Below are 26077 nucleotides of genomic sequence, written 5' to 3' on the forward strand. Positions count from 1 at the left end.
TCTCCTAGTACGAGTTGTTAGCTGCCCACGCGCAACCAGTTCGCGCGTATTGTAATTCTTCACGTCGATTCCATGGGCGCATTGGGCGCGTAGGCCACCCACCCGCGAAAGGCGAATCCGGCGTAGAACAAGCTGACGTTTGTGAATCCCGTATCACGCAAGATGGCTTCATCCTGTTCTGGTGAGAGAACGGTCAAATACAATTCGAGTGCGGTCCGAGCCCTCTGCGCGTCGGCGACGCTGAGGCCGGAAGACATGGCGAACGCGGCGAAACGCGACGCCCAAATCGACCGCTGAGTTGCACCCTCTGGAATGCTGAAGTGAACCACCACAAAGGGTGCGCCAGGTTTCAGTCGGCGAAACACCTCGGCCGCCATTTCCCGCCGCTCTTCAATTGATGCAAAATGCATGGTCAAAAGACAGGTCGCCGCGTCGTACGGTCCTTCGGGCGCGACGTTGATGAAGCCATGGTGAAGTTGAACTCGTGATGGGCACGATTCGAGGTATTTCTTAGCGAGATCTAGCATTTCCATGGATGGGTCGATCCCATCGATCACCCAGCTAGGAGACGCTTGTGCGAACGTCTTCAGCTCCAGTCCTCCTCCCGCCCCCACGATGAGCACACTACCTTTTTCGGGAACTCGTTCGGCAAGCAGGAGCGCCGCCATCCGGTGCATGTCGGCAAAGCCTGGCACTAGGCGCGGTGGTCCTTCTGCGTAGCGGGCGACGGCTTCCGGATCCGAGAAAGCAGCAGAAGGCTTTTGCAACTCAGGTGGCATGAGCGTCCTTGCGAACACCACGATGTTTGCCGCGCGCCTTCATTCGCGATTGAACGTCCGCTTTCAGCATGGAGAGCGTCACTTCACCGAAGCGATTGAGAAGCATTTCCTCTGCATCGTTAAATGCTGGTTGCAGCGCAGCGTTTACAGCCTCCTCGACGAGGCAGCCAGGTTCTTCGGTGCGATTGCCAATGGCGAGAAGTGAGGGACTGCCTAACGCGCTGTAAATGTCTCGCAAGGTCACCTTCGACAGGTCGCAAACCAGCGTCCAACCGCCGCCATGGCCTTTTTCCGACTGCACATATCCCTGCCTCCGAAGCCCAGCCATGATGCGCCTAATGACCACTGGGTTGGTCGCCATCATCTTGGAAAGCTCCTCAGATGTGACACGCTCCGCCCGATCCGCCATATGCAGCAAGATGTGAAGTACGCCCGATAAACGACTGTCTCGTTTCATGTAACTTATGATATTACATGAGTGTGGGGGCGTCAAGCCCGTGAGTCGAGTACGCGATAGGGGCGCTCTTGAAGCAGCATTCCGCGTTGGGCATTAGAGCCCTTGGCTCGACCAATGATATCGCTGCACTCTCACCGCTCATCTGGCGAGAGATCGCCTAACGACTTCTGATCGGCCCGAAGGGATTAGGAATTCGCCTGATCGCTAGGTGCACCTTCCTGAAGGATCGCTCACGCAATCGGCTGGCTACGCACCTCTTAGAATCTGACGCAAATCTGACGCAGATCTGCCCGTTCACCTTCCAGATACCACCCGGGTTGGATCGGTGCGAAGTGTGACGAAAGGACCGAGATTTCGCGTGCCATCCGAGTAGTGTCCAGGCATCTTTCGGACACTTCGTAACATCTTTTCTCGGACTCAAAATCCAGTGCCCGCAAGGGCGTGCCGGTTCAAGTCCGGCCTCCGGTACTACTCAAATTTGCCTTATTTTCCAGGGTTTTCAAGCTAGTTCGGATCGAATCGGTTGTGCTGCCGGCGATGACATACACGCCTGGTACCACGCCTCCTACCCGACCTAGACTTGAACATGGCTAAGGCAAAACCCCAGAAGCCGTACGCGGCTTACCCTCTCTACGCGCACTCTCGCGGATCATGGGCCGCTCGAATTGGCGGCAAGGTCCGCTACTTCGGTCCGTGGCGCGACCCCAAAGCCGCGCTCGACAAGTATCTGGCGTACATGAACGGCTCGACCGTCGTCGACCGGAAAACTGTCGGTAGCCTGACCGATGCCTTCCTCGCCGACAAACAGGCCCAACTGGCGACCGGCGACATCACCCCGGTCACCTTCGCCGAATACAAGCGGACCTGCGAAGTAATCGAAGCCCACTACGGGCGAGGCCGTTCGGCCGATTCGCTGGAGTTTAACAGCCTGCGAATCGCGCTAGCCAAGGGAAAGAAGATAAAGACGCTTGGGCCGGTGACGCTCAAGCGCCGGCTGGTCATCGCGCGGATGATCTTCCCGAACGCCGGCAAACCACTGAAGTCCCCCGCGCAACGTGTCTTACGAGCTGCGAAGGAAGCTGCGGGCGTTCGCCTTTACGAAGCGGCCGATCTTCGCAAGCTGGTCGCCACGGCCGACGACAGCTTCAAGTGGATTCTGCTGCTTGGAATCAATTGTGCATTCGGACCGAAAGACTGCTCGCTCTTCCCCGGTCCTGATGGCGAATGGCACAACTTCGCCCGACCGAAGACGGGTATCTCGCGCCGGTGCTGGCTCTGGCCGGAGACCGTCGAAGCCCTGAAGCATCAAAGCGTTGGCTGGAATCGACACAACGTCGCCCACACGTTCGTGGACCTTTGCGGGCAATGCGAGGTCACCAACCACGGCTTCTACTCACTTCGCCGAACGTTCGTCACGGTCGCAGAAGGCTCGCAAGCGGTCATTGACCGCATCTGCGGCTGGTCGCGGAATGACATGGCGACCCAGTACCGCCAGAAGACGTTCGACGACAAGCTACGGGCGTGCTCGGAAGGCGTTCGCGCGTGGTACTTGGCGTGAGGTTAGGAAGTCGTCGAGATCGGCCGGCTTCACCATGTAGCGTGGGCGCTGTCCCGTTGCGAGGTTCGACGCCTTCAGGAAGCCGGTTTTGATCCATTCGATGACCGTCTCTGGCGCTGAGCCAGTCAGCTCAGCAACTTCCGGCGGTGACAACAGCGGTTCCGGCCCTGGCTCTGGCTTCTCAGCCGTCGCCGCGATTGCCATCGCGAGATACTTCCGTACTTCGATCGGCTGAGCGGCTGGCGTCCATTCCCTTACAAGTTCCGGGTGGCCATGCTTCGCCGCCCATTCGCTGACCTCGTTGGCGATGCCGGCGGCGACGGTCTCGGCGCACCGGTCGTCAACGTCGTCGAGCTGGGTTAAAAGCTTTTGGAAGTTCATGCCGCTCTCCCGCGCACTTCATTCGCGGTCAACCGACTAACGAGCCACGTTATCCAGGCCCCAAGCTCGGCCTTCGCCGGGTCGAACTGATTGGCAAATTGAAAGATGCGGGTGAACACCCGGTCGGCGACAGCCTCCGCGGCGGCTTGATCCAGCTTGCGAGCGGCGGCGCGAACCACCCGAGGCCGGTGGCGATCGATGATGGCGGCCTTGGCGGATTCGTCGCCAGCGGCGACGGCGAACATCAATTCGGTGTCTGACATAGATGAGGTCTCCGGGTGAAAAGTGGACACTACCTCCATTCTGCTCGGTATCTGGAGCTGTCAACGTTTGTGTCAACGGTTACGCGGTGTTGCATAACCTCTAACGTCCCGGCACGATCGGGCGAAACGTTACGACACGCCGTGGCAAATTGGGCAAGGTATCGCGAGAATCCTCCGACTTTTTGAAACCCGGGATTGACATCCACATTAAACCGAGAGATAAACACGCACTGACAACCCTAGTCCTTCACGCACAGGTAGTTGTCACCTGTTGCCTTGCTCGGCCGCTTGGAGCTGAGAAGGCCTGAAACGGTGTCTAGTACACCGGCGACCGTTCCTGGCACGTCCGGGATAGTCTCGTTGCGCAGCGACCAGCCTGCTGGTGTTGCACGGCAGCGAGATGCAAGTGGTTTCTGAGAGGAGATTCTATCCGCGTGGGTAGCGTCGAGTCTCATGTTTTAATCAGTGGGGGATGCCGCGATGCATAATCGCATTGACGGGTTGTCAACGGAGGAAGCGCTTGCGCTGCAACATCGAATAGATCGCATCGTTGCGTTCTGGGGGTGGTTGCGGGTGGGCGATGATCCCGGCCAAACATCTTGGGAAGAATTGGATTCGTTGGAGCGCGAGGTGACGGAATGCCTGCAAAGTGGGACGCCGGCCGACATCAGTCGGGCGGAGTCGTTGACGGCGCAAGCGAGTTTCCTAATGACCGGGCAGTACAACCTCTAAACTTCCCAAAACCATCTATTAAAGGCTGAAGCCTTGGACATATATCTCGGCCAGACTGCAAGAAAACTTCGCGATTCGTTGGGGTTAACTCAACGCGCGGCGGCCGACGCTCTGGACATTTCGTTCGTCCATCTGTGCAACATCGAGAAAAATCGAGCAGCGCCGTCACAGGCCTTGATCGATAAGTACCGCGAGCTTTGGGGCGTCGATCTGTACGTTCTCGCTTGGTGCTCAATGGGCGACAACGAGAAACTGCCGCAGGCAGTGAGGAAGTCGGCGGGTGAACTGGCGAAGGGATGGCAGCAGCACGTTGACTCGCTGATTAAGCAGCAACGATCGAAGGCCCATGGTTGATGCTCAAGATACGACAGGTTAAGCATCTGGCCAGCGCGCTCAGCACGACGCCGGCTGAGATGGCTGCGGTGCTGAAATCTCCGGCCGACTTTTATGAAGAGTTAGAGCTGAGAGACCCCTCTCGGCCGGATAAACCACGCATCGTGGTGAACGTGACCGGCGCGCTTCGGGCGCTCCAATCAAAACTCTACCGCCGCATTCTTTTGCCGAAGCTATCGCAATCAGCCCATAGTCACGGTGGTGTCAGCGGCCGTAGCATCAAGACCAACGTTGAACCCCACTTGGGTTCCAAGTTCGTGTTCAAGACGGACATCGCAAACTTTTATCCGAGCATTCACTTCAGGCGGGTCTACAAGCTGTTCGTCGAAGACTTCGAGTGCTCCCCCGACGTTGCGAGCGTATGCACGAAGATTTCCACTTATCGGCACCACCTTGCGCTCGGCTTGATTTGCAGCCCCATGCTCGCAGATCAAGTGCTGAGGCGCGTCGATCGGCGGATCGGCGGTGCCTGCGCGGGTCTAGGACTTGTCTACACTCGCTACGTCGACGACGTTGCTATCTCCGGTCCATTCAACATCGAGACAAGCGGACTTCCCCGTCTAGTTGAAGACATCTTGGCGAAAGATGGGTTCAAGGCGAACGCCGACAAGCACCTGTTCGGGAGTTTGGCCGAGGACCTGTCAATCACGAGTCTCCGTGAGGTTCGGGGACATTTAGATGTTCGTCGCGAATACTTAGACGAGCTTGAACGGCAGATTGATGATGCCGCGAGCTTAGCTCGCGATGGTGAATTCATCGGTCCGTACTTCACATCGGAGCAAATTCTCGGCAGGGTTCGCTTTGTTTGCTGGGTGAATCCCGGCCGCCGCCGAAGTCTGATAAGTCGCTTCCGCACAGTGAAGTGGAAGAAGGCGAGGAAAGTCGCCAAGAGACGTGGTTACGAAGTCACCCGAAAGACGCTGACAAAACTTCCGCGAAGGGAAGAGCCAAGCTAATGGCCAAGTACCTCCGCTACACGCTGGCTGCTCTGTGCCTCGCGGCAAGCGTGGGGTGTCTGGGGCTCTGGTGGCGGAACCACTCGCGTCACGATCAGTTCTTAGGACCAAATCACCTAAGTCCGTCTAGTTCAATCTATGTAGAATTTGGGGAGGGCATGGCCATCGTCGCGATTGTGAACAGCCCTGCGACGCAAGCCCCGACTTTCCAACGGACGAGATTTCGACTTTTCCCATCTCCGCTGAGATCAGCGAACACGCATAGATTTGGCGCGAGTGACAACGAGATTTACTTCCCCCTCTGGTATCCGGCCCTAGTCTTCGCGCTCGCTGGCGTCGGCATCCTGCGAATTGGACGCTTCACGATTCGCTCGGCGTTGGTGGGGATGACGATCGTGGCGGTGCTGTTGGGGATGGTCGTTGTTTTATAGCATGGCTAGCTAGCATGTCAGGCTAGCTAGCTTGACAAGCTAGCTAGCTGTACCACATAAGAGCAAAAACTCTTCTTTAGCTGGCGACGCGGCAAACCCCACCGCCAAACCTAAAGCCAGTGGATAGGGCTGAAAATCCCGTGCCAAAAAGTGCCCGTTTCACCGCGGGATTTTGACCCCGCCCGGCTCCGCCTCGCTCGGCTCGCCGCTCGATTCACGTCGCTCACACTCTGCTGCTGATCACGTCGATCACCGCCGTGGGGTGTAGATGCTTGACATATCGCTCAGTCGTGGCAACGTGAGCGTGGCCTAGCTGCCCTCCGATGATGTTCATCGGGACGCCTTCGTTGACCAGCTCAAAGGCGTGCGTGTGACGTAGACCGTGGGGATGTACCCGCTTGGCGATCCCAACCGCAGCGGCTAGCCGCTTCATCAGGGCACGCACGTAGGCCGTCTTCACCGGCTCGCCGCGTAGGGTGCAGAACAGCTCCGCCTTAGCGCTAAGCCCCAGCGCCTTCCGCTCCGCCAGCCACAAGTCGAGCAGCGCCCGCGCGACTGTATCGAGGCCCACCACGCGGGCAACGTCGCCCTTGCCGTGGAGAATGCGAAGCGAGTTCGTCTCCAAGTCGCACGGCCGCAGGGCTAGGGCCTCTGACACTCGGAGGCCGCTCCGCCAGAGGATTCCGATCAACGCCCGGTTCCGGGTTCCCGTTGCCCCGCGGGAGCAGGCTTGGAGCAATCGCTCGACCTCGGAGCGGCTCAGCGGCTCGACGGGGTATTTCGTCCCCTTTTTCATCCCAGTATCACCTTTAGATGAGAAGTGTAACTCTATTCCAAGTCTAACCTCTGGTTGTGAGGGCGGACGGGTGATTCGCGCAAGAATGATACTCTTTTGGAGATTTCCGTGTCTAATTGTGAGGGCAACCAACCGAGCCATCGCGTCTGGGAATTCAAGGGCGACGGCCGCACCTGGATCGCATGGGCGGTCGGCCACGACCCACCCGAACCCACACCCGGCTCAGCCGCCTCGCGGGCGTTCGACTCGCTGACGCCGTGCAACGAGCTGGCCCCGAGTTCGATGCTCGACAAGGCCGCGGCGATCGCCTTGGCGAGGCTGATCAAGGGCATTCGACGCGGTCAGGGCTTGGAGGTCTTGGCCGGCCGGGCGTTTGGCGGAAGCGGCCCGATCCGACCGGCCGGCGGCTGCCGAAGCCTCAGGGCCTTGGCTCGAATGCTCGGCTGTTCGAGGCGGCAGGCGTCCAAATATGCCGGCTTTGACGATTATGACGGTCGCAGCGGTCGTAGTGGGTCTGATTATGACGATCGCCCCTAAAATTGGCCCGGCCTGAACAAATCCGTCAACCGCGCGTGAGACAGTACGCGGCTAGTAGCCTCAGGAAGGCCTCTGGCAGGCCCGTACGTACGTTCCGATAGCGAACGCGACTCAGGGAGGGGTGTTTTGCTACAGGCCATGCAAAACAGGATTACTCTCAATTCTTTTCCCATTTCGTGCAGCCAACTTGGGTTTTCAATCGCAATAAATGCGCCCCTGCTCTCCCGTGTGCGCCGTATTAACGGTGTCCCGAAACTAATTGCACCTAGAGAACTACATGAATGCTGACCCTAGATGATCCCTGGACTGTCTACAGAAGCTATCGCGACTGCCCATGTCGATCGAATCGCCGCGCCCTCGTTGAGTCGATTGCCAGCAAGTGGCTGCCGGCGACCGCGGGCAAGTTCCTAGCCAAGACGGGTTCGCTCGCGACGCCGGATCGATTCGAGGAACTGCTCGCGGCATCAATCCTGGCCGTCGTCGAGGGCGTCGACAAGCTCACGAGAGCCTATGACGAGGTCCGCCATTTAAGGGCTGACGTTAATACGCTCGCCACGAAAGCAATGATCACGGCCGACGACGACGCGCGGCCAAGCGGTCTTGGGCCGACTGCGGCCGCGAAATACCAGCGGCGTCGCCGAGGGACCGAGGAAGCTAGGTCGACCGATCCTAAGGCGGTCAGCATCGATCCCGGCAATGAACCGCGCGATCGATCGCGCGGGAAGTCGAACGAGGAGTACGACTTTGCGCAGTGGGTTGAGGTCACTGCCGACGAGCAGGTCGAAAGTTGGAAGGAATGGGAAGCATTGGCGTATTTATCCCACCCCTTGTTCGCGACGGGCAAGCGAGGGCGGCCGAATATCGCCGCGATCGCACGACATCTGGGAACGAACCCGGACACGCTCCGCGACCGCCTTAAGCGGCTCGGCCAGCGAGTCGCCGCGGCGTGCAACGATCCCGACCACCGAGAAATCTTGGAAAAGTTGCTGGAATTCTGACCGTGTTTTGCATGGTTGTCAGAAGGAAGGTAGTAGGAGAGGTTCCGTCTCCTATGCCGCATGGCAGCACTCACCGCGTCAAACAGCCAAACAGTTATGCGCGCGCCTATATATAGTGCGCGCATCTAAGTTAGTAGCTAAGCAGGGTTGTTCGGAAGAGAGGGGACTAACGTCTCCCCTCTCTCCCTCCCTCGCGTTGCTCACCACCCGGCTAAGCGACTACCTGACCGAAAACGCTCCGAAGTTCCCGCCGCGCGCAAACAACTGCGCGCCCATCCGATCGGCCTCGCATCTTGGCCGATCGGACCTTATCAACCGAAGGTGCAAAAGGTCTATCAGTGAACTACGAAACGCTGGCCGCCCGCATTATCGAGGCGGCCGCAGCTAAGAACATCGACGCCAAAGTTACCCAGCAAGTCGGCGTAGACCGCGTCATTAGCCTTTCCCGCTGTCCATGCGAAACCTACGGCGACTCTGACCACTGCGAGCTGTCCCAGCCGTCAATTACCCTGCTGGGCGGCCAAATCACTTACACCTGCGGCCACCCCCGGTGCTCCCACCGTCCTATTGAGGAAGTCGCCGACAAGCTCGGCGTGACGCTCCCCTTTCGGGGGAAGACCCTGACAGTCTTCGATATCGATGAGCTGGCGGAAGTGTTCAAAGAGGACAGACCTACCTACATCGAAGGTCTGCTCCGCCGCGAGGACGTGATGAACGTCGTGGGTCCATCGAAAGCGAGGAAGACTCTGTTCGCGACGCAGCTCGCGCTGACGCTCGCCATGGGCGGCAAGTTCCTGGGCAAGTACCAGACCTACTATCCCGGCGCGCCGGTGCTCTATCTCGACTATGAATTGTGCGGCGACTCGATCCGCCGTCGCGTTCTTCAGCAATGCGACGCCCTGGAAGGGTTCGAGAAACAGCATCGGAAGCGGGTGAAGTTCGCCAAAATGCGGGGGAAGCAACACATGAAGCTCGACGAGCTTTGCAAGTGGCTCGCGTCGCTCCCGCCGAAGACTTACAGCGTCATCGTCGTCGACGCGCTTTACAAATGCTACCCAGACGGGATGGACGAAAACAGCAACTCGCACATGACAACGCTATACAACATGCTGGCCATTGCGGCCGACGTGCATCAGGCCGCAATCATCGTGATTCATCACTTCTCAAAGGGGAAGCCGCTCAATAGCCGCATCGCTGACCTTGGAGCTGGAGCCGGTTCGCAGTCGCGTTCGGCCGACGCTCACGTTGTACTGAAGGAACACTCACGCAAAGACACAATCGAAATGCACGGTATCGTCCGCGACTTCGCGCCGCTTAATCCGATCCTGCTGCAATGCGATTGGCCATTGTGGGTCTACCTCCCCGGCGACGTAGACGCGGAGTCAATCAATATCGAGTTGGCCGCCATTGCGAACGATCTTGTTGCCACGGCCGACGAGCCGCAACCGAAAGCCAAGTTCGTCACCCTCCAAACGAATCGTAAAGATGAATACTTCGGGGAACCGTTGTCGTCGCGCCGCGCGAAAGCGCTCATCGAGAAGGCAATCGCCGAAAAATGGATCACCGAGGACACGAAGCATCGGCCCCATACCGTCTGGCTGACGCCAGAGCAACGCGCAAAGGTCAACCAAACCTTGCTCAACGTCGCGAACACACTGATTGCGGAGGCCGCCTAACATGCGATGGAAGAGAACCACGCCGTTCCCGAACTTCACTGCCGTCGCGGCCGCAATCCCAAACTTCATCGCGCCGCCAATCCGTGACCGTTCAGTGCGGGTCGGCCTCACGCGCACCGGCATCCGTTGCTATCTGCGATCGGACGCCGATGTACCAGGGTGGAAATTTGGCTGGACGGATCAAGCCGGGGTGATGGGCAAGGGTCGAGCGCCTATCTGGGTGCTCGACATTGTTCCCGACTTCGAGGAAATCCACGAAGGCCTTCGACTCTGGCGCGTACCAGACGCAATCGAATCTGGCCATCGGTTTGGCTACATGCTCGACGCCAACGGCGTCTGGGTCCACGTCGCGCCGACTGCTGCTGAAGCTTACTTAGAGTCGCAGGGGATTGCCCGACCCCACGACTACCTTAAATCAATTCGGGCGACTTACGAGGCCGCATGATGGCAAAGTACGCATTTAACATCAACGAGTTTCAGTGCGTTCAATACTTCGGGCGCGTCGTCGGCGAGACGAACGACACCCTCACCGTGAACGCCTACGACGCAATCAGCTTACTGATGATCGGTTTCTTAGATGAAACCGGCGAGGCTCATACCATTGCGAAGGAAAGCGCTCGCGTCTTCAGCAACCGGAAGGCGGCGATGAAAGCATTCGGCGAAACGATGACAGCCTACTATCGTCGCACTGGAACCGGACCATGTCACCCACGAAGGGCAGCATGACAATTCACTTTTTCCCACTCACACAACGCTTCGAGATCACCGCTGAGAGAACATGGTCGGGCCTCACCAAGGCCGATGCCAAACTCTTGTTGCTCGGATTCAATCTCGGCCGCGCGAAGATAGCCGAGTTGCTCGCCTTATCGACCGCGCTGGGTTACTTCTGCGGCCGTCCACTCACAATTTCGTAAACGCGACTGTTCGCAGTCGCGGGCCGCCGTCTTCGCGCCTAGTCTTCTCGAAGATGACGGCCACAATTCACCCGCTCCGCGCGTAAGCTAGCGCGCGAGCCGGCGGCGAGTACCAGGGTGACAAGGTACTCGTCGCCAAATATACGCTCGCCCTTCCAAGGGCTGAGCGCTCGCCAGTCGCGTGTACGCAAGAAACGGGGCGCGCGGCTGGCAACTTACTTCGCTCCCGCGCAAGCGGTCGAGCGCCGGTCCACGTGGGGACGGGGTCTCTACGTGGGCCGGCCTTCTCTTACACCACAAGGATTCCCATGCCCTACGAAAAGCCAACACTCCAACAAATTCAAGACGCCGTCGAGGCGTCCGCGTGCCTCCGCAAGTTCCAGCCGGTGCTGGCGAACATCATCGCGACGGTCTCGCTCTACGAATCTCCGCCCATCGGCCAATTGATTGACCTCTGGCGGCTTAGAAAAAGTGAGTGGTTCTACTCATGAGCAAACCATGGCACGCGCTTAGAGGTTCGGCGAGAGTCGCCGCGAAGGCAATCGACTCGCAGAAAAACAAACTCGACGATGCAGGCACTGCCACTTATGCGCGCCTATGTCGTGCTTATGGAATCGCCTACAGCGATCTCGTCGCCGCCCGAATCGAGGACGGCAAACTCGTCCTCTCTTGCGGCGCGGTCGAGCTTCCAATGTCCTTGAATCTAGTCGACAGGAAGTGGCTTGCACTCTGTCACAAACAACTTCTCAAACCAGAGGAACCAAAATGCCCATCGACCCCCGTGTCGCCGTCGTGCGAACCCAAGACGCCATCGTCGCCCTCGGAATGCGATTCAGCAACGAAGAAGACCTGATGCAAGAGGTCCGACGCAGAGACGCTGCTGCCGGCAGCTATAAGCTGAATCCAGTCGACTTATATGCTGGCGTCCCCCGAGGACGTTTTCGAGACGATCGCTCAGAGTATGAGAGAGTCAGCCAGAATGCCTGGTCGCCGGTGTTCGACACGTCGGATAACGACGGAGATAGCAACCCCTGGCGAAGGGACGACATTGGTCAGATCAAGGCGGCTGCGGGCCTCTCGACTGACGCCGAATCACGCCGAGCTTTTTTCAAGCGAAGCGAGCGCGAAGTCGACGAGAAGGAAGAGCGTGAAGCCTTTCTGGCAGCCGACAAGGCTAGTCCCGAGCGAGCTGCGGCGATTGAGTATGCGACAAATCACTGGCGATCAGTGGCTTTCGATATCAACCAACCGCTCTCGGCGGTTATTCTCAGCGAGCAGATGCTAGCGCAGGCGTCTACAAACGGCGCGAGCTTGACCGCGCTCAAAGAGATGAGCGTCAAAGCCGTCGAGCAACAGAAAACGATCCTCGCCGAGAGACGAGATAGGGCTTCACTCGCCCGGTTGGCTGCTCAACAAGCGTTCAACGCTGCGGGCGTCGAGCCTACGAGCTTCGGTGGTACACCCGGCATTTCACCTGGTGACACTGTCACCAAGATGCGAAGCGCCGACGGTGTTGTCTCTTTTGACGTGGTTAGTGCTGAAGGCGTTCTTCGCGCGTCGTATACCCCCGAAACCGTGCCGGCCGCCATCCAGGCAGCCGCGGACCAATAAACAAGGAACAAAATCAATGAGCTACACAGACAAAGAACTGTCGCCGCAAAGCACCTTAAGCACCACTTTCCGTTGTCCCATTTCAGGCCGTGCTTTCCATGCCCGCTGGGATGATGAGATCGACGCTATGCAAGCCGCTCAACTCGCATTTACCAAAGCGTTGATTGTCCAGCAAAACAAGCACGAACCAATCGGCGATCGTGAACTGACGCTCGCCGAACGGTCCGCCTACTACCACCACCGTATGTTCCCTAGCGCTCGCTAGGCCAGCAAGGCTAGACCGGCAACTTCGCCGACTAGCGTTCACTCTTTTTAGGAGATTCCTGTCTTGAATCCATTCTCAGCGGCCTTAGCAGGCCTGTCCCCCGGCAGCGCAGAAACGAAGGGCATGCTCTGGGCATATCTGCGATCCCGCGAAGCATCGTACAGCAGCGGTTATACGGCCGCGGCGGGCAACCCATTCGACTGGGTTTGCGCAGATGCAAAAGCGCTCATGGGCGACTCATGGGCTACGACGTACATCCTCCAGCAATTCGGCCACCAGCGAGTCTACAAGTGATTTACAACCAGACATTCGTCAAAACCATCCATCTCGAAAAGCCCGTGTTTATCGAGCAGATCACAGGCGTCGAGTACCCAAGTCGAGCAGCGGCTGAAGCCGCTTGCCACGCCATCATGTTCGACCTTAATTGCTCAATCCCCGGCGACGCTACCACTCACGTCCGCGTGACTCGCACGTTGGCGGCTTGGCAGGAGCTGTGCCAGCTCAGGATGGCGCAAGCATGAGCAACCCCCTCATCCCAGTGAAAATATCCCGCTTCATTGGCGAATCCTTCCTGATCGGCGACATCGAGGTCGTTATTAAAAACGTTCGGGGCAAGCGTGTACTTATGACAGTCTTTGTCCCGCCAGAGGTTCGCGTCGTGAAGCCGGAGAAGAAATCTTGATCATCACATTTCGGCACAGCGGGGAAGACCTCTATAGCGCCGCCGTAGCGGGTGGCCTTATCTGCTACCGATTGCCAAAATCGGCAGCGGCCGCTGCTATCTGCGAAAAAGTCGAAGGCATCAGTCTAGCTCGCGCGACAGCGATGTTGGAGAAGCCAGCATCGTCGGCTGAGTGGCGGGCAACGTGGGCTTGCGCTATTAGCGCCGACTTAGACGGACTCAACAGAGAAGTAGCCGACATTGGCGACCAGCAACGGGCCTATCAGCTCGCTGTGAGGATTGAGCAAGTAATGACGATGCTCGCGCAGGTTCACCAGGAGCTGGCCGAAGAGAATAAGCTCGCAGCCGAAGCGAACGAACTTGAAAGCAAGCGCGTTGGCATCGCTGCCGCCGAAGCCAAACGAAACGCTCAGCAGCTAGTCGTTGCCAAACAAGCAGCTGCCGCGCGGAAAGACGCCACGAAATGGCTTGACCTGCGCGTTGTTCGCGATGGCGATGAGATCGTCGTTTGGCGAGACGTGCGGGAGTTCTCGCATGTCGAAGGCCCAAACCACGTTCAGCAGTTTCGCAACTATAGCGTCAAAGTCGCTAGCTACCCCTCCTCTGAAGCCCCGCCCGAAGTGCTTGCCAGAATCGGCATGCCTGTCACGCGGTCGAAAGTAAACATCCCCTATTGGGCGCAATGAGAAAAAAACGATTCAGATACGTTGGCGAGTATCGAGAGGGCATGAAGTTAGAGGTAGGTGACATCTATCGCGACGCGAGCGGTGTGGGGTTCGTCGTGACCACTGACCGAATCCAACCGGTTGCCGCCACCCCCGATGAATCCGACACCCCAAAAAATGGCAAAGACGGCGTCGATGGCCGTGACGGGAAAGATGGTCGCGACGGCAGCCCCGGCGAAGTGAAGGCGTGGAATCACCGGGGGGAATACAAGCGGCAACAGTACAGCGAAGGCGACGTTTGCGAAAGCGCCGGCTCGTCATTTCTATGTATTGCGCCGACGAAATCGGAACCTCCAAGTCGCGCATGGAAACTTCTCGCCGCCAAAGGTGAGGACGGCGCTATCTATCACACCAGCTCGCACCACACCAGGACTGAAACAGTCATTGGCGGGCCTGAGAAGATCACGGCCATTTGCGACAGCGATACGCCGAAGGGCGCAGTCCTCTACGTTTCTAGTGGCGGACATGTTGACTTGGCGTGCGCCAACGGCCGTCCGCAGACTCGCGCAATCGGCATTGCCACGGCGGCCGCCAGTGCGGGTCAGCCCGTTGAGTACATCACCGTTGGCCCGGTGTCGTGCGAAACGTGGTCACTTACGCCGGGCATCGTTCACTACTTGGACCCTGCCATCCCCGGCGGAATAACCGCCGTCTATCCGACAACAGTGGGCCAGTTCGTTGTAGTTTTGGGCGTGGCAACAACGACTACTTCCCTAAACCTCTCCATTCACTACCATTTGGAACAATCATGACCATCGACGAACAATTTGCGCGGATGGGTCCGGCGCAAAAGAACTTAACATTGGCCCTAAGCCAATATTTCAAAGCACTGAGCGCGGAAAGAGACGCAATCCTGATTGAACGACTTAAGAAGCGATTCACCACCGATCCCGCGGTAATCAAGAAGCTACTGGAGCTGTTGCGTGGAGAGTAGCCCCCTCACTCCAGACGAATTTTCGTTAGTGGAGGAAATCCGTCTCTTACGCCGTTTGATCGAAGAGGCTACGTCACCAAATCTCAAGATGAGCTTGACGCTCGCGCTCGCAAAGTGCCTCTCGCAAGAAGCGGAAAGAACCATCAAGTCTAATGAGATGCTCAGCGCCGGAGCGGTCCACCTATATGTGGACAAATGTATGGAGACGATCGCTCGCGTTCTTCAGGATCAATTGCCGGAAGAGCAGATGTTCCTAATCGTCGATCTCATCTCAGAAGGGCTAGCCGCGCTGACACCGAGGAACACGGCCGCTGACTTAAAGCTGCTAAAGTAGGATCGCGAGCAGCGCGAAGAACAGAATGGCAGCGACCTGCCAGAAGCAGCCCTGATTGGGCGGCGGCGGTGGCGGCGGGTCTATGACCGTGGTGTAGAGCGTCGTGATGTCGTCCATTGCAGCTCAGCATCTAATCAGATATGATTGCCCGCGGTGACGGGGAATGTGTAAACTTCGCCCCCAGAACCAAACCAAAAGGCCCGGCATCACTGCCGGGCCTTTTGTCGTTTAGCGAGCATAAGGGTTGAACCCGCCGCCGTAGTAGATCACCGGCCGCTCGCGGCGGGCGGAGACGACGACAATCACCTTCGGGCCGCAGTACGTTGGCCGAGCGGGCGGCGGCACCTGCTGGAACATCCTAGGAGCTGCTTGCGCGGTCGACGCCATCAACAGCAGGCAGGCCATCGTGCGAAGGATGCGGACCCGCGGCCGGATCACTTCGAGGCGAGCGATGGCTCGAAGTTCGTGGCGACGTGCTTCGAGGAGTTCACGGATGCGGGCGACAAGTTGTGCTTTGCGTTCGTTCATGGGTGTCATCTCCGAAGAAAAGAGCAGGGCAGTGGATTTCGTATCGGAGTCCAGTTACGATGATTGCCATACACGCCTGACACGCCGATTCGACCGTTTCACGACGGTTCAGACCGGTTTGAAAGACTGAAAATCTCGGCAAAAAGCGTACTGTGTAGGACTTGAGTCACCACTCAAAATCCAGTGCCCGCAAGGGCGTGCCGGTTCAAGTCCGGCCTCCGGTACTCCGTTGGTGAAAAGGACTTGGAGCAATATCGCTTCAAGTCCTTTTCTCATTTCTAATACGAGTTCTGACGCAAATCTGACGCAGCCCGGTTCTATCCGGACGATGCGGCGATAGTCTCTGATGATGCCGCCCCATAGCATTGGCCAACACCAATCTAGGGGATAGCTCAACGTGGCATGGCTCGAATTCGATGACGCAGCAGAGCGCTACCGCATCCGTTTTCGTTTCGACGGACGGCAATACAAGCGATCGCTCAAGACCGCCGACGGCAGAGAAGCCAGAGCCATGCTTGGGCGGATCGAAGAGACGATCCTTCTTATCGAGCGGGGGAGAATCACTCTTCCTGAGAACGCCGATCCGGCAACCTTTATTCTGTCAGACGGCAAGCGAACGGGGGAAAAGCCTGAGCGTGACGCGCTTACCCTCAAGTCGCTATTCACCACCTACACGGACGAACTTCCCAAAGGCGTGAAGGAAGAATCAACTCTCCAGGGCGAGGGGATTCACATCAAGCACCTGCTGAAACATTTACGGAGCAGCGCGACTGTTCAAAACCTGACCGTGTCTGACCTGCCCCCGGTTAGTGAACCAATCGTTAAGTTAGAGTTGGCGTTGCCCCAACGCCAGCCTGCTTCGCTTGCTGAGGCGTAGCCGAAGCAAGCGAAGCAGGCTGAATCGCTTCCGGCGCCGGAGCCCGGTAGCCCAACGAACTGTGCGGTCGGACGGCGTTGAAGTGCCGGCGCCAGCGCTCGATGAGAACCTTGGCCTCCAGCAGCGTATCGAACTGCTCTCGCGCGAGCAGCTCGTCGCGCAGCTTGCCGTTGAAGCTTTCAACGTAGCCGTTCTCCCAAGGGCTGCCCGGCTCGATGAACAGCGTCTTAACGCCGACCCGAGCCAGCCACTCGCGCACCTTCGTCGCCGTGAACTCGGCGCCGTTGTCGCTGCGGATGTAGGTCGGCACGCCGCGACGGACGAACAGGTCGCTCAAGCGCTCCAGCACGTCCTCGCTCTTGAGGCTTCGGGCCACGTCGATCGCCAAGCACTCGCGGGTATGCTCGTCGATTAGGGTGAGCATCCGAATCGCCCGGCCGTCGCTCGTGCGATCGGCGACGAAGTCGTAGCTCCAGACGTGATCTTTGTAGGATGGGCGCAGCCGCACGCACGAGCCGTCGGCGAGCCACAGTCGCCTCCGTTTTGGTTGCTTCTGCGGCACTTTCAGGCCCTCCTGACGCCAAAGACGCTCGACGCGTTTGTGATTGACCGTCCAGCCGTCGCGCCGCAACAAGGCAGTCACCCGGCGATAGCCGTAGCGGCCGTAGTCGCTTGCCAGTTCCACGATCCGCTTGAGTAACCGCGGCTCGTCGCTGGGAACGCGCTGCTTCCGCCGCTGTGTGCTGCGATGTTGGCTCAGCACCTGGCAAGCCCGACGCTCCGACACTCGGGCGCGTCCGAGAGAATCTCGAACGTACTCGACCGCACAGCGTCGTTTCGTCGGGCTCAGAAGTTTCCCGACGCGGCTTCCTTCAAGATCGCCTTATCAAGCTCCGCGTCGGCGAGCAATCGCTTCAGTCGAGCGTTCTCTTTCTCAAGCTCTTTGAGACGCTTCGCTTGGTCCATCCGCAAGCCGCCGTACTCCTTCTTCCAGCGGTAGTACGTCTGCTCCGTCACGCCGATCTGCTTACAGACTTCGGGAATCTTCTTCCCACGAGCCAGTTCGACTTCCGCCTCGCGCAGCTTCGAAATGATCTCTTCCGGCTTGAACTTCGTTCCTCGCGGCATCGGAATGCTCTCCTTCGACTTCGCCCACAGCCTAGATTCTCTCCAAGCGTGGGCTCTTTTGAAGGGGGCACGTCACTGTAACGGGAGTTACGATGCATTCATCGGCTGAGGATGTCGGAACTCTTCGAAGCGATATACCAATGTCTGAGGGAACGTGCGCAGCTGGTCACGCGATCCTGATGCACGTACTCATCGGTAATGTTGAAGAACGAAGCGATCACATTAGCGCTACGAGACAACCAAGCCTACGGCGCCGCGCCAGCGGTCGGAGCGTCTTGAGGTTGCTTTAATCGCACCAGGAGCCATTGCTCCGTTTGATCTTTACCGATGTGAAGCAAACATGGCGCTTCTTCCTTCGTGAGGTTATACAGTCCTGTCTCAATCACGCTCGTTTTGTTGTCGCCGACAGTGAAGGCCACACGCTGCGTCTTCTTGTCGATGGAACCTTGGACTACTTGATTCTGCTTCGTCGCTGAATCTGTGTAGTTGCCTCGGATTACGCCCTCCTTGTTGACGGCCAGCTGGATGCTGATGTCGGAAGTCGTCTGATCGGGCTTCGTGAAAGCGAACACGCCCAACGGCAACCAGTCACTGTCTGGAGAGGCGGGTACCGCAGCGCCTGCCGCGGCAATCTGATCGGCCTGATCGTAGTACTGTTCGGACGTCCCAGCGTCATCGCCGTTGACATAGACGTTGCCGTCTTCGTAGGTGACGTTGTTGCCGTAGTCGTAGTACACGGGCGGTTCGTCCGAGTAACCGCAGTAGGCCGACGCGGAGTTCCATGTGCACGCGTTCCATGCAGCGCCCGCAGCCCAACCGGCGGCTAGCCAAGCTCCTGGATACTGCGCGTACCAACCTCGACCGTAGACTCCCCAGTGCGAGTAATTTGTTCTTACCGCAGCGCCAGCAACGTATCGACCTGATGGCGAAACGCGGGCAAATCCCGCCGCAGCGCCGCGTGGTCCCGCCGTCACTCCACGAACTGCGGCGCCGCCTTCTGGACCGCGAACGCCGCCAACGGCACCGACTTGGCCACCCGGGCCGACGCCAACCGCGCGGCCAGCGGCAGCGCCACCGGCTCCCTTAACTCCGCCCGCTGCCGCGACGCCCCCTTCAGATCCAACGCCAACGGCGCGACCGGCCGTGTTTCCGCCAGGTCCGGTTACGGCAATTCCCGCCGCTTGGCCGCCGCGAGGGCCTTCCGCCGTCCCCGTGTTCACGTCGAAGTTTCCGCCGCCTCCCGATTGCAGCTGACCGGCAGAACGGTTGGAGCTGGCGCTTAGTCCATGCATTCCTTCGTCCGACGGAAGCCCCAGAAAGCTACTGAGTTGATTTCGGCTGGGCGCCGAGTATCGATTGCCTGCGGCTCCGGCTCCGTTGAACTCTCGGCCACCTGCACCTGCCACTCCGCGTTGACCTGGCGATCCAATATTGGCAGCCCCCCGATTTAGTTGGCCTGCGCCCGACGGACTGGCGAGTCGGCCCGGCGAAGGCATCTGTCCCCCGCCAAAATTAGATCCACCTGGTCTGCCGCCCCCGTAACCGCCACCGCCCCCGCCGTAACCTCCGCCACCGTACCCGCCGCCGCTAGGCCGCGCTCCGCCGGAGAACCCGCCGCCTCCGCCGCGACTCATGCCTCCTCCGCCTCCCCCTCGACCACCACCCCCGCCGCCAAAGCCACGACCCCAGGTAAGGTCGGTAGGGAGCAAGGAAAGCGCAATGCAAACGAGGGTCATCACAAATCGAGAGGTCATAGCACGATCCCTAGGTAACTTGTGGGGCACTTGGCAGGCGGTTTACTTCGCAAGCTGGCGTCGCATGATCACTTCGTCGCTATCAGGAAGCTGCGTGCCGTCGAGTGACCGATTCACCGATTGCCAAACGTAGGCATTATCGTCGAGGCGATGGAGGCGATTGACGGCAGTCGTCGCCGCTCCATCGAGAGTCACGCCAGTGATTGACGCTTGCCATCCGCCCTCGGTAGGCGTCCAGATTCCGACGGCGAAGGAGCCATCTGCGCTAAAGCTCCATGACTGAACATGGCCCGCTTGAGCATTCCAGCCGATGATTTGGACGCCGCTTGTCTCGACTCCGTCGGCGGCCTTCGTCGTATACCTTCTCTCCACAAAGCTCTTCTCGCCAATCCATTTGCAAACTGACTCTGTCGTGACGCCCTGCTCCTCGGCAGTCCAAGTTCCGATGAGCCACTCAAGATCTGCGATGTGCTCATGAGCGGTTCCGCCGTCGGCCTGTGCGTCACGCACGGACGCCATGAGCCAACGCCCATCGACTTTGACGTGGACGACCGAATAGGCACTGGCGGTCGATTCACCCGCCGGGGGGAGCGTCAAGACGGCGTGCCCGTCTTCGATGGCGGCATCAGGACTTACTGATCGCACCGAGTCGACTTCGAGTGCGATTGCGGCTCCCGGATTGGCTTTGAAGAAATCGGCGTAGCGTTTTTCGATGGCTTCCTGGCCAGCGTACTCGGCGCCAGATTCATCTATGTACTCGCCACTCGCCGTCCAAAGCCCCGCAATCGCCTTCGCATCTCCACGGTTGAATGCTTCGGCAAACGCGATAGCTGTTTTCTGGATAGCCGCCGTGTTTTCATCGGCGGCCTCGGCGCTCTTCGCACCCTCGCCGTTCGACTTGGGTTGCTGAGCTTGAGCCAACGGCAAAACAGCTGAGAACGCGAGAACCAACGCGGCCGTGGCCACGGTCCGGAGTTTCATAGAAGTGCCTGGGAGAAGAGCGAGCGGATAATCGTGGTCGACTTCGACTGATCGATTTCAGAAATCTAAGAGCTTGTCAGATTCAAGCTGTGTTCACCCTAGCCGAGGGCCGCATGGAATACAATAAACCGCCCATTCAGCCCCAGGTGCGCGATGCGTGAGCTTCCCGAGTAAAGACCCTCGCAAAAGGTGATTGAAGGCCAACATCTTCAACGTTTTACGCAGCGAAACCCGACGTGGTTACTTGCAGTCGTCTCGTGGATTTATCACTCTTGCTGTTGGATGGGCGAAGGCAATGAGTTCCCTGGTAGCATCGCGGGCCGCCTCGTAGGAGACGGCCCGCGTGCTTCTCGACCGAGTTTGCCGTCGCTTACTCGCGGCCAGCGGCGGCTTTCTTCATGCCCTCTTCAAGAGTTTTGATGTCATTAGGCGAAAGTTGTGGGCGGTCCACGTTCAGCGTCAACTTGTGAAGCTTGCCGGTGAACGCGAACGGCGGCTGATAATCCGCATCGTTCACGCCAGTTAGCGTGTCGGAGCCAATGTCGAAGCTCTCGTCCCACTGGAGAATCATCGGTAGCGTCTTCTCCATGCGCTTCGTCGCGACCACCTTGCCATCCACCTTCAGTGTGCCGATGCCGGGTTGGCCGAGTCCGCTGAAGCTGTTGTAGACAAGCGTGCCAACGCCGATCCCCTCGTATTTGAAGTCGAACTCGACCGTGTGCTTGCCGGGCGCGAGCGCGTCAGGGCCTTCCCACTTGAGGCGTTCGAGGTCGAGCAAGTTCCAGAGGAATACCGGTTTCCCCTTAAGCAGGTAGAAGCCATAACCCGCAAAGCGCCCGCCCGAGGTCAGCAACATCCCTTCGGCGCCGCCAGCCGGTACCTCGACGTCGGCGGAGATAGTGTAGCTGGTATTCAGCAGCACCGGCGAATCGCCCTGAGGCAGACCTACCATCGGGCGCGTATAGACGAACTCAGAGCGCCCGGCGGTGATGTTCGGCCGTGGCGCGATAATGCGCGCTGCCACTGACGCATCCAGCGGGAATACCTGATATTTCTTCGCCTCGGCGAGGAACTTGGCTTTGAGTTCTTTGACTTTGTCCGGGTATTTTGCCGCTAAGTCCTCCGACTGGGTGAAGTCCTTGTCCAGGTTGTAAAGTTGAAACTCTTGGTTATTGAGCGGGTCCGGGTTGGCCGCGCCAAACGCTTCCCATGGCGCCCGATCGACCTTCGTACTCATGAACCAGCCGTCGTCATACAACGCATACTGGCCCATCATTTCGAAATACTGGGTCTTGTGTTGCGATGGAGCCTTGGCGTTGGCCGCGTCGAAGGTGTAGAGGAAGCTCGTCCCCTCGATCGGCTTTTGCTTGATGCCGTCAACCACATCGGGCGCGGTGATTCCTGCGGCCTCAAGGATCGTCGGCGCCACGTCGATGACGTGCATGAACTGAGTGCGGAGGCCGCCCTTGTCCTTGATGCGCGCCGGCCACGACACGACCATGTTCTGGTTGACGCCGCCAAGTTGCGATGCATTCTGCTTGAACCAGGAGAACGGCGCATCGAACATCCAGGACCAGCCGGCCGACATATGATTGTAGGTCTGCTCGGTGCCCCACACGTCATACCACTTCATTTGCACTTCGACCGCCATGTCGCTGACGCCGTTGAACCACGCGACTTCGTTCGGCGTGCCCATCGGGCCGCCCTCAGCGCTCGTGCCGTTGTCGCCATTGATGTAGATAATGAGCGTGTTGTCGAGCTTGCCCAAGTCCTCGAAGGCCTGGACCACGCGTCCGATTTCGTGGTCGTTGTAGGCGACGTAGGCGGCGAAGACTTCGACTTGCTTGAGGTAGAGTTTCTGCTCCGCGGCCGTCAGTTGGTCCCACTCCTTGAGCACGTCCTTCGGCCAAGGCGGCAGCACGGAGTCCTGCGGGATCACGCCCAGGCGCTTCTGGTTCTCGAAGATGCGTTCACGCACCTTGTTCCAGCCTTCGTCGAACAGCTTCATCTTGGTGATCTTGTCCACCCATTCCTTCGTCGGATGGTGCGGAGCATGCGAGGCGCCCGGCGCGTATTTGATGAAGACCGGTTTGCTTGGATCGATCTGATGCATTCGCGTCATCCAGTCGATCGCTTCGTCCGCCATGCCGGTGATCAAGTTCCAGTCTTTCTTGCCCTTAAACGGATAAATTTGAGTCGTATTCCGGAAAAGGTTTGGCTGCCACTGGTTGGCGTCGCCGCCGACGAACCCGTAGAAGTACTCGAAGCCCATGCCAGTCGGCCACTGGGTGAATGGGCCGGACTGGCTCGCCTGAAAAGCAGGCGTGTTGTGGTTTTTGCCGAACCACGACGTGTTGTAACCGTTCTCGAGCAGGATGCGGCCGATCGTGGCGTTGTCGACGCCAATGACGCTGTCGTAACCAGGGAAGCCCGTGGACTGCTCAGAGACCACGCCAAAACCGACCGAGTGATGGTTGCGGCCGGTGATCAGTGCGGCTCGCGTCGGCGAGCAGAGCGCCGTGGAGCACATGCGGTTGTACCGCAGCCCCTCCTTGGCCAAACGGTCCATCGTGGGCGTCGGAATCACGCCGCCGAACGTGCTGGGCACACCGAAGCCGGCATCATCGGTGATGATCAGCAGCACATTGGGCGCGTCCTTCGGCGGCGCCACGCGTGGCGCCCACCAGGGCGTCGATTGCAAAGCGTCGTCCTTGATCACTCCGCCAAACTTGGGCGCTGGCGGCGGAAGCTGTTGGCCGTCAATGGTGGTCGTGGCACCCGGCGCGCCGAGCGTGCCGCTTGTTTCAATCGCTGCCTTCTCGCCGCGACTCAATTCCGAAAGCCCGCAAAATGCGGCCAAGAAAGCGGCCGCCCAAGATAGTTGACGCATCGCCGTTGCCCCGTCAGGAAATGAGAGTCGTACGCTGAGATAAAACGCCGCGACTGCAAGTTCCACATTGCCAAGACGTATTGTACTGAATCAAGGCCCGGGCAAAACCAAATTGCGCGAGACCCCGCGGCACGGGTTGAAATACTGCCAAATGCGAAAGACATGCCGAAGATCGGGAACTTGTCTGGGGAATGTGGGCTAATGCCTGCGTTCGTGGCGGTCCTCTCGTTGGCCGCACTCTCGCCGCCGCCTCGCTTGCATCTCAAGCGGACGATTTCTGGACGCTGCCGGGAAGTTGCGGCAATAGTAGTGCAGATCCTGCGCAGCAATGATGCGTTCAGCCGCCATATCACCGCCCAAATATTTATTTGAGTAGCGAATTCGACGGTGGCACTATGACCAAACCTTTTGATGTTTAGGAGGTCCTCGCCATGAATGAATCGAAGCAAGAACTAAAGTCCGACGCGAAGAAAAAGAGCGCAGCAGCGGAACCAGAGACTGCCGAGCCAGTCCACACGATCAGAGAAGGAGCCGTCGCGGCATCGATCTGGCAGCGTCAATCGCTGTCAGGTTATGCCTACTATGACTTCTCTCTGTCCCGCTCCTGGAAAAGCATGAGCAGCAGCAAGACAGGCTACTCCCGAAACTTCTTCTCTCGCAATCGTGAAGAAGTGCAGCTGGTCGTTGAGAAGGCGTGCGACTGGATCTCCCAGCGCGAACGCCAGAATGAAGCGTCTGAACCCGCTGCATCAAGTGACGCGAATAACGCCGCACTCTGATCCGTTTGTTTTGATCCGTCCCGATTTGCTCTTTGTAGTTACGTGGTGAGTAGAAGCCTAATCACCGAGCTCTCATGGAAGGAACGCGAGTGCGCTTCCTGCATGAGAGACCGGTGGTGCAACAAAGGTTTCAATCGTGGTTGTGTATCTAAGGAACAGCACTGTGCTGTTCCGACTCAATCGCCACTTCTACAAGGAGCTTTTCCATGGAAAAGCAAAACTTGACTCGTGCTTCGCAGGAACTGTTCCAGCGAACTCCAGACGAGTCGTTCGAGTCCCTCAGAGCCCTTTCAACTTATTGCCGCGCGAAGCGTGAGCAATCAGTTGACGTCTGGCATCCTCCAAGTCAGATCACGCCGGAACTTATCGGCGAAGACTTTGGCGTCAGGCTCGGCTCCGACGGAGCGTTTCTTCTCAATGACTGGAGCTTTTCGCAGCTCTGTAAGTGCGCCGCAGTCGGTAAAGAGACGATCAACCGTCTCTCTCCCCACACGGCGGCTTCGGCATTAAAAGAAACGTTGCCACGCAGCAACAAGCCGCTTCAGTTCTATCACAGAGATCAGGTAATCCGGTCGATTCACGGAACGGGCTACACCCGGCTCCATGATTCGGACGTTGTTGCCATGCTGCAAGAGTTCGCAGTCGACTTCCAGCCACCCCAGGTCGGGATGAATGGAGCGACGGGCCTCTACGCAGGGGAGCAGGACCTATTCTGCTTTCTGATCGATCCGCAAGGCTGGACTGAAATCGAAGGCGAAGCTTTCGCCCCCGGATTCTTCATCTGGAATTCGGAGGTCGGCAAGCGTTCGATCGGCATCGAGACGTTCTGGTTCCAGGCAGTGTGTCAGAACCACATCGTCTGGGACGCGACAGAGGTCGTTGAGTTCACCCGCAAGCATACCTCAAGCGTTCACTCAGCACTCACTGAGATGAAACGCATCATTGAGGCACTTGTCGCGAAGCGCGACGAGCGGCGTGCGGGATTCATCGAGGTGATTGGCAGAGCAATGCGCACCAAACTCGGCGATGACGCCGACGAAGTGCTAAAGACGCTGACGAAAAACGGCATTGGCCGTAGCGTCGCGAAGCAAGCGATGGCGATTGCCGAGCAGCAGGGTCGTTTCACGATCTTCGCTCTCGTCGACGCCCTCACTCGGCTGTCGGGTGAGATCGTTAACGCCGGTGACCGCACCGACGCTGACGAAAGGGCAGGGGCCCTTTTAGCTTTAGCCCAATAGCTTCGGAGTTTCTCTTTCCAGGTTTTCCATCAGTTCTCACAAATAAGGAAGTCATCAATGGCTACTTCTTCGCAACAACAATCCGAGAAGGCTCGCCCTGTCCACGAAATTCGTCTTGGACGCATTAAGGCCGCCATCTGGGAAAATGAAGTCAGTACCGGCATTCGTCACAATGTCACCTTCCAAAGAATCTTCAAGGACGGAACGCAGTGGCGACAAAGCGACAGCTTCGGCCGCGACGACTTGCATCTCGTGATGAAGGTCGCTGATCTCGCCCACACTTGGATCTACGAGCAAGGGCAAGACAGCGGCGCGAATGATCGAGCAGCGTAGAAATTGAGAGGTTCTTACCGATGCTTTGCACCACCGGCCCTCTCTTTTTTTCTAGAGGCATCGTATGCAACATGACCTTCTCTTAAACAGTCTGCGTCACCGCCAGCGAAAACGCATGACCAAGCTCGTGCGGATCGTGATCGCGGC

34 protein-coding genes are annotated in these 26077 nt (G+C 58.4%); 23 read left to right on the forward strand and 11 right to left on the reverse strand.

Annotated features, from left to right (window positions below):
- Positions 1-59: 59 nt before the first annotated feature.
- Both PLANPX_RS16650 and PLANPX_RS16655 read right to left on the reverse strand, forming a co-directional pair.
- Positions 60-779: a class I SAM-dependent methyltransferase gene (locus tag PLANPX_RS16650; protein ID WP_152099821.1), complete on the reverse strand. Its 720-nt coding sequence runs from the start codon at positions 777-779 to the stop codon at positions 60-62.
- Positions 769-1236 (reverse strand): Rrf2 family transcriptional regulator, encoded by a 468-nt coding sequence (locus tag PLANPX_RS16655; protein ID WP_152099822.1) that lies wholly within the window; start codon positions 1234-1236, stop codon positions 769-771. The genes PLANPX_RS16650 and PLANPX_RS16655 overlap by 11 nt, the downstream gene beginning before the upstream one ends.
- A 586-nt stretch (positions 1237-1822) precedes the next feature.
- Here PLANPX_RS16655 and PLANPX_RS16660 point away from each other — a divergent pair.
- Positions 1823-2794, forward strand: coding sequence for a hypothetical protein (locus tag PLANPX_RS16660; RefSeq protein ID WP_152099823.1), 972 nt, complete (start codon positions 1823-1825; stop codon positions 2792-2794).
- On the opposite strand, the gene PLANPX_RS16665 is transcribed toward PLANPX_RS16660, so the two are convergent.
- Together PLANPX_RS16665 and PLANPX_RS16670 are read right to left on the reverse strand one after the other, a co-directional pair.
- Complete coding sequence (locus PLANPX_RS16665) at positions 2750-3175, reverse strand: helix-turn-helix domain-containing protein (RefSeq protein WP_152099824.1); 426 nt, start codon at positions 3173-3175, stop codon at positions 2750-2752. The two genes, PLANPX_RS16660 and PLANPX_RS16665, sit on opposite strands and share 45 nt — an antisense overlap.
- Positions 3172-3438: a sigma factor gene (locus PLANPX_RS16670; RefSeq protein WP_172992119.1), complete on the reverse strand. Its 267-nt coding sequence runs from the start codon at positions 3436-3438 to the stop codon at positions 3172-3174. The genes PLANPX_RS16665 and PLANPX_RS16670 overlap by 4 nt, the downstream gene beginning before the upstream one ends.
- 480 nt (positions 3439-3918) lie before the next feature.
- On the opposite strand from PLANPX_RS16670, the gene PLANPX_RS16675 reads away from it, so the two are divergent.
- From PLANPX_RS16675 to PLANPX_RS28080, 4 genes are all read left to right on the forward strand, one after another.
- Complete coding sequence (locus PLANPX_RS16675) at positions 3919-4170, forward strand: hypothetical protein (RefSeq protein ID WP_152099826.1); 252 nt, start codon at positions 3919-3921, stop codon at positions 4168-4170.
- A gap of 33 nt (positions 4171-4203) precedes the next feature.
- Positions 4204-4524 (forward strand): helix-turn-helix domain-containing protein, encoded by a 321-nt coding sequence (locus PLANPX_RS16680; protein ID WP_152099827.1) that lies wholly within the window; start codon positions 4204-4206, stop codon positions 4522-4524.
- The gene (locus PLANPX_RS16685; protein ID WP_152099828.1) at positions 4524-5519 is read left to right on the forward strand and encodes a reverse transcriptase family protein; all 996 of its coding nucleotides are present in this window, start codon (positions 4524-4526) and stop codon (positions 5517-5519) included. The genes PLANPX_RS16680 and PLANPX_RS16685 overlap by 1 nt, the downstream gene beginning before the upstream one ends.
- Positions 5520-5677: 158 nt before the next feature.
- Positions 5678-5950: a hypothetical protein gene (locus PLANPX_RS28080; RefSeq protein ID WP_232536147.1), complete on the forward strand. Its 273-nt coding sequence runs from the start codon at positions 5678-5680 to the stop codon at positions 5948-5950.
- Positions 5951-6173: 223 nt separating this feature from the next.
- Here PLANPX_RS28080 and PLANPX_RS16695 read toward each other — a convergent pair whose 3' ends face one another.
- Positions 6174-6887 (reverse strand): tyrosine-type recombinase/integrase, encoded by a 714-nt coding sequence (locus PLANPX_RS16695; protein WP_152099830.1) that lies wholly within the window; start codon positions 6885-6887, stop codon positions 6174-6176.
- Between PLANPX_RS16695 and PLANPX_RS27430 the strand changes: the two genes are divergently transcribed.
- From PLANPX_RS27430 to PLANPX_RS16760, 14 genes are all read left to right on the forward strand, one after another.
- On the forward strand, positions 6843-7283 hold the full coding sequence (locus tag PLANPX_RS27430; RefSeq protein ID WP_172992121.1) for a hypothetical protein: 441 nt from the start codon (positions 6843-6845) through the stop codon (positions 7281-7283). The genes PLANPX_RS16695 and PLANPX_RS27430 overlap by 45 nt on opposite strands.
- Before the next feature lie 281 nt (positions 7284-7564).
- On the forward strand, positions 7565-8281 hold the full coding sequence (locus tag PLANPX_RS16700; protein WP_152099831.1) for a hypothetical protein: 717 nt from the start codon (positions 7565-7567) through the stop codon (positions 8279-8281).
- A gap of 338 nt (positions 8282-8619) precedes the next feature.
- A complete protein-coding gene (locus tag PLANPX_RS16705; RefSeq protein WP_172992122.1) occupies positions 8620-9957 on the forward strand; it encodes an AAA family ATPase in 1338 nt (445 codons plus the stop codon).
- A gap of 1 nt (position 9958) precedes the next feature.
- Positions 9959-10402, forward strand: coding sequence for a hypothetical protein (locus PLANPX_RS16710; protein ID WP_152099833.1), 444 nt, complete (start codon positions 9959-9961; stop codon positions 10400-10402).
- Entirely contained in the window at positions 10399-10683 is a 285-nt protein-coding gene (locus PLANPX_RS16715; RefSeq protein WP_172992123.1) for a hypothetical protein, read from the forward strand. Before PLANPX_RS16710 ends, PLANPX_RS16715 begins: the two co-directional genes overlap by 4 nt.
- On the forward strand, positions 10680-10871 hold the full coding sequence (locus tag PLANPX_RS16720) for a hypothetical protein (protein WP_152099835.1): 192 nt from the start codon (positions 10680-10682) through the stop codon (positions 10869-10871). Before PLANPX_RS16715 ends, PLANPX_RS16720 begins: the two co-directional genes overlap by 4 nt.
- A 308-nt stretch (positions 10872-11179) precedes the next feature.
- Complete coding sequence (locus tag PLANPX_RS16725) at positions 11180-11362, forward strand: hypothetical protein (protein WP_152099836.1); 183 nt, start codon at positions 11180-11182, stop codon at positions 11360-11362.
- 274 nt (positions 11363-11636) lie between these two features.
- Positions 11637-12482, forward strand: a complete 846-nt coding sequence (locus PLANPX_RS16730) for a hypothetical protein (RefSeq protein ID WP_152099837.1) — start codon at positions 11637-11639, stop codon at positions 12480-12482.
- Positions 12483-12498: 16 nt separating this feature from the next.
- Positions 12499-12747, forward strand: a complete 249-nt coding sequence (locus PLANPX_RS16735; RefSeq protein ID WP_152099838.1) for a hypothetical protein — start codon at positions 12499-12501, stop codon at positions 12745-12747.
- A 290-nt stretch (positions 12748-13037) separates the two neighbouring features.
- Entirely contained in the window at positions 13038-13268 is a 231-nt protein-coding gene (locus PLANPX_RS16740) for a hypothetical protein (RefSeq protein ID WP_152099839.1), read from the forward strand.
- A complete protein-coding gene (locus PLANPX_RS16745) occupies positions 13265-13429 on the forward strand; it encodes a carbon storage regulator (protein ID WP_152099840.1) in 165 nt (54 codons plus the stop codon). The genes PLANPX_RS16740 and PLANPX_RS16745 overlap by 4 nt, the downstream gene beginning before the upstream one ends.
- Positions 13426-14115 carry a hypothetical protein gene (locus PLANPX_RS16750; protein WP_152099841.1) on the forward strand — a complete coding sequence of 230 codons (690 nt, stop codon included), beginning with the start codon at positions 13426-13428 and terminating at the stop codon, positions 14113-14115. Before PLANPX_RS16745 ends, PLANPX_RS16750 begins: the two co-directional genes overlap by 4 nt.
- Positions 14112-14906 (forward strand): hypothetical protein, encoded by a 795-nt coding sequence (locus PLANPX_RS16755; RefSeq protein WP_152099842.1) that lies wholly within the window; start codon positions 14112-14114, stop codon positions 14904-14906. The genes PLANPX_RS16750 and PLANPX_RS16755 overlap by 4 nt, the downstream gene beginning before the upstream one ends.
- A complete protein-coding gene (locus tag PLANPX_RS16760) occupies positions 14903-15088 on the forward strand; it encodes a hypothetical protein (protein ID WP_152099843.1) in 186 nt (61 codons plus the stop codon). Before PLANPX_RS16755 ends, PLANPX_RS16760 begins: the two co-directional genes overlap by 4 nt.
- A gap of 325 nt (positions 15089-15413) precedes the next feature.
- Here PLANPX_RS16760 and PLANPX_RS28270 read toward each other — a convergent pair whose 3' ends face one another.
- Both PLANPX_RS28270 and PLANPX_RS16765 read right to left on the reverse strand, forming a co-directional pair.
- A complete protein-coding gene (locus PLANPX_RS28270; protein WP_261344399.1) occupies positions 15414-15539 on the reverse strand; it encodes a hypothetical protein in 126 nt (41 codons plus the stop codon).
- A gap of 111 nt (positions 15540-15650) precedes the next feature.
- Positions 15651-15950: a hypothetical protein gene (locus PLANPX_RS16765; RefSeq protein ID WP_152099844.1), complete on the reverse strand. Its 300-nt coding sequence runs from the start codon at positions 15948-15950 to the stop codon at positions 15651-15653.
- 397 nt (positions 15951-16347) lie between these two features.
- Here PLANPX_RS16765 and PLANPX_RS16770 point away from each other — a divergent pair, with 397 nt between their 5' ends.
- Positions 16348-16827, forward strand: a complete 480-nt coding sequence (locus tag PLANPX_RS16770; protein ID WP_152099845.1) for a hypothetical protein — start codon at positions 16348-16350, stop codon at positions 16825-16827.
- Here PLANPX_RS16770 and PLANPX_RS16775 read toward each other — a convergent pair.
- The 4 genes from PLANPX_RS16775 to PLANPX_RS16795 all read right to left on the reverse strand — a co-directional run bounded on the left by PLANPX_RS16775 (position 16772) and on the right by PLANPX_RS16795 (position 23409).
- A protein-coding gene (locus PLANPX_RS16775) for an IS3 family transposase (RefSeq protein WP_152099846.1) occupies positions 16772-17955 on the reverse strand; the annotation gives its coding sequence in 2 pieces (ribosomal slippage) (positions 16772-17688 and positions 17688-17955; 1185 coding nt in all). The genes PLANPX_RS16770 and PLANPX_RS16775 overlap by 56 nt on opposite strands.
- A 245-nt stretch (positions 17956-18200) precedes the next feature.
- Positions 18201-19247 (reverse strand): hypothetical protein, encoded by a 1047-nt coding sequence (locus PLANPX_RS16780; protein ID WP_152099847.1) that lies wholly within the window; start codon positions 19245-19247, stop codon positions 18201-18203.
- A gap of 504 nt (positions 19248-19751) precedes the next feature.
- Positions 19752-20690 carry a YybH family protein gene (locus tag PLANPX_RS16790; RefSeq protein ID WP_152099848.1) on the reverse strand — a complete coding sequence of 313 codons (939 nt, stop codon included), beginning with the start codon at positions 20688-20690 and terminating at the stop codon, positions 19752-19754.
- Positions 20691-21060: 370 nt separating this feature from the next.
- On the reverse strand, positions 21061-23409 hold the full coding sequence (locus PLANPX_RS16795; RefSeq protein WP_198421748.1) for an arylsulfatase: 2349 nt from the start codon (positions 23407-23409) through the stop codon (positions 21061-21063).
- Between the two features lie 602 nt (positions 23410-24011).
- Between PLANPX_RS16795 and PLANPX_RS16800 the strand changes: the two genes are divergently transcribed.
- From PLANPX_RS16800 to PLANPX_RS16810, 3 genes are all read left to right on the forward strand, one after another.
- Complete coding sequence (locus tag PLANPX_RS16800) at positions 24012-24359, forward strand: hypothetical protein (protein WP_152099850.1); 348 nt, start codon at positions 24012-24014, stop codon at positions 24357-24359.
- A 206-nt stretch (positions 24360-24565) separates the two neighbouring features.
- Entirely contained in the window at positions 24566-25597 is a 1032-nt protein-coding gene (locus tag PLANPX_RS16805) for a DUF932 domain-containing protein (protein WP_152099851.1), read from the forward strand.
- A gap of 57 nt (positions 25598-25654) precedes the next feature.
- Positions 25655-25930 carry a hypothetical protein gene (locus PLANPX_RS16810; protein ID WP_152099852.1) on the forward strand — a complete coding sequence of 92 codons (276 nt, stop codon included), beginning with the start codon at positions 25655-25657 and terminating at the stop codon, positions 25928-25930.
- The last annotated feature ends 147 nt before the right edge of the window (positions 25931-26077 follow it).

Source organism: Lacipirellula parvula (assembly GCF_009177095.1).
GTDB classification, from domain to species: Bacteria; Planctomycetota; Planctomycetia; order Pirellulales; family Lacipirellulaceae; genus Lacipirellula; species Lacipirellula parvula.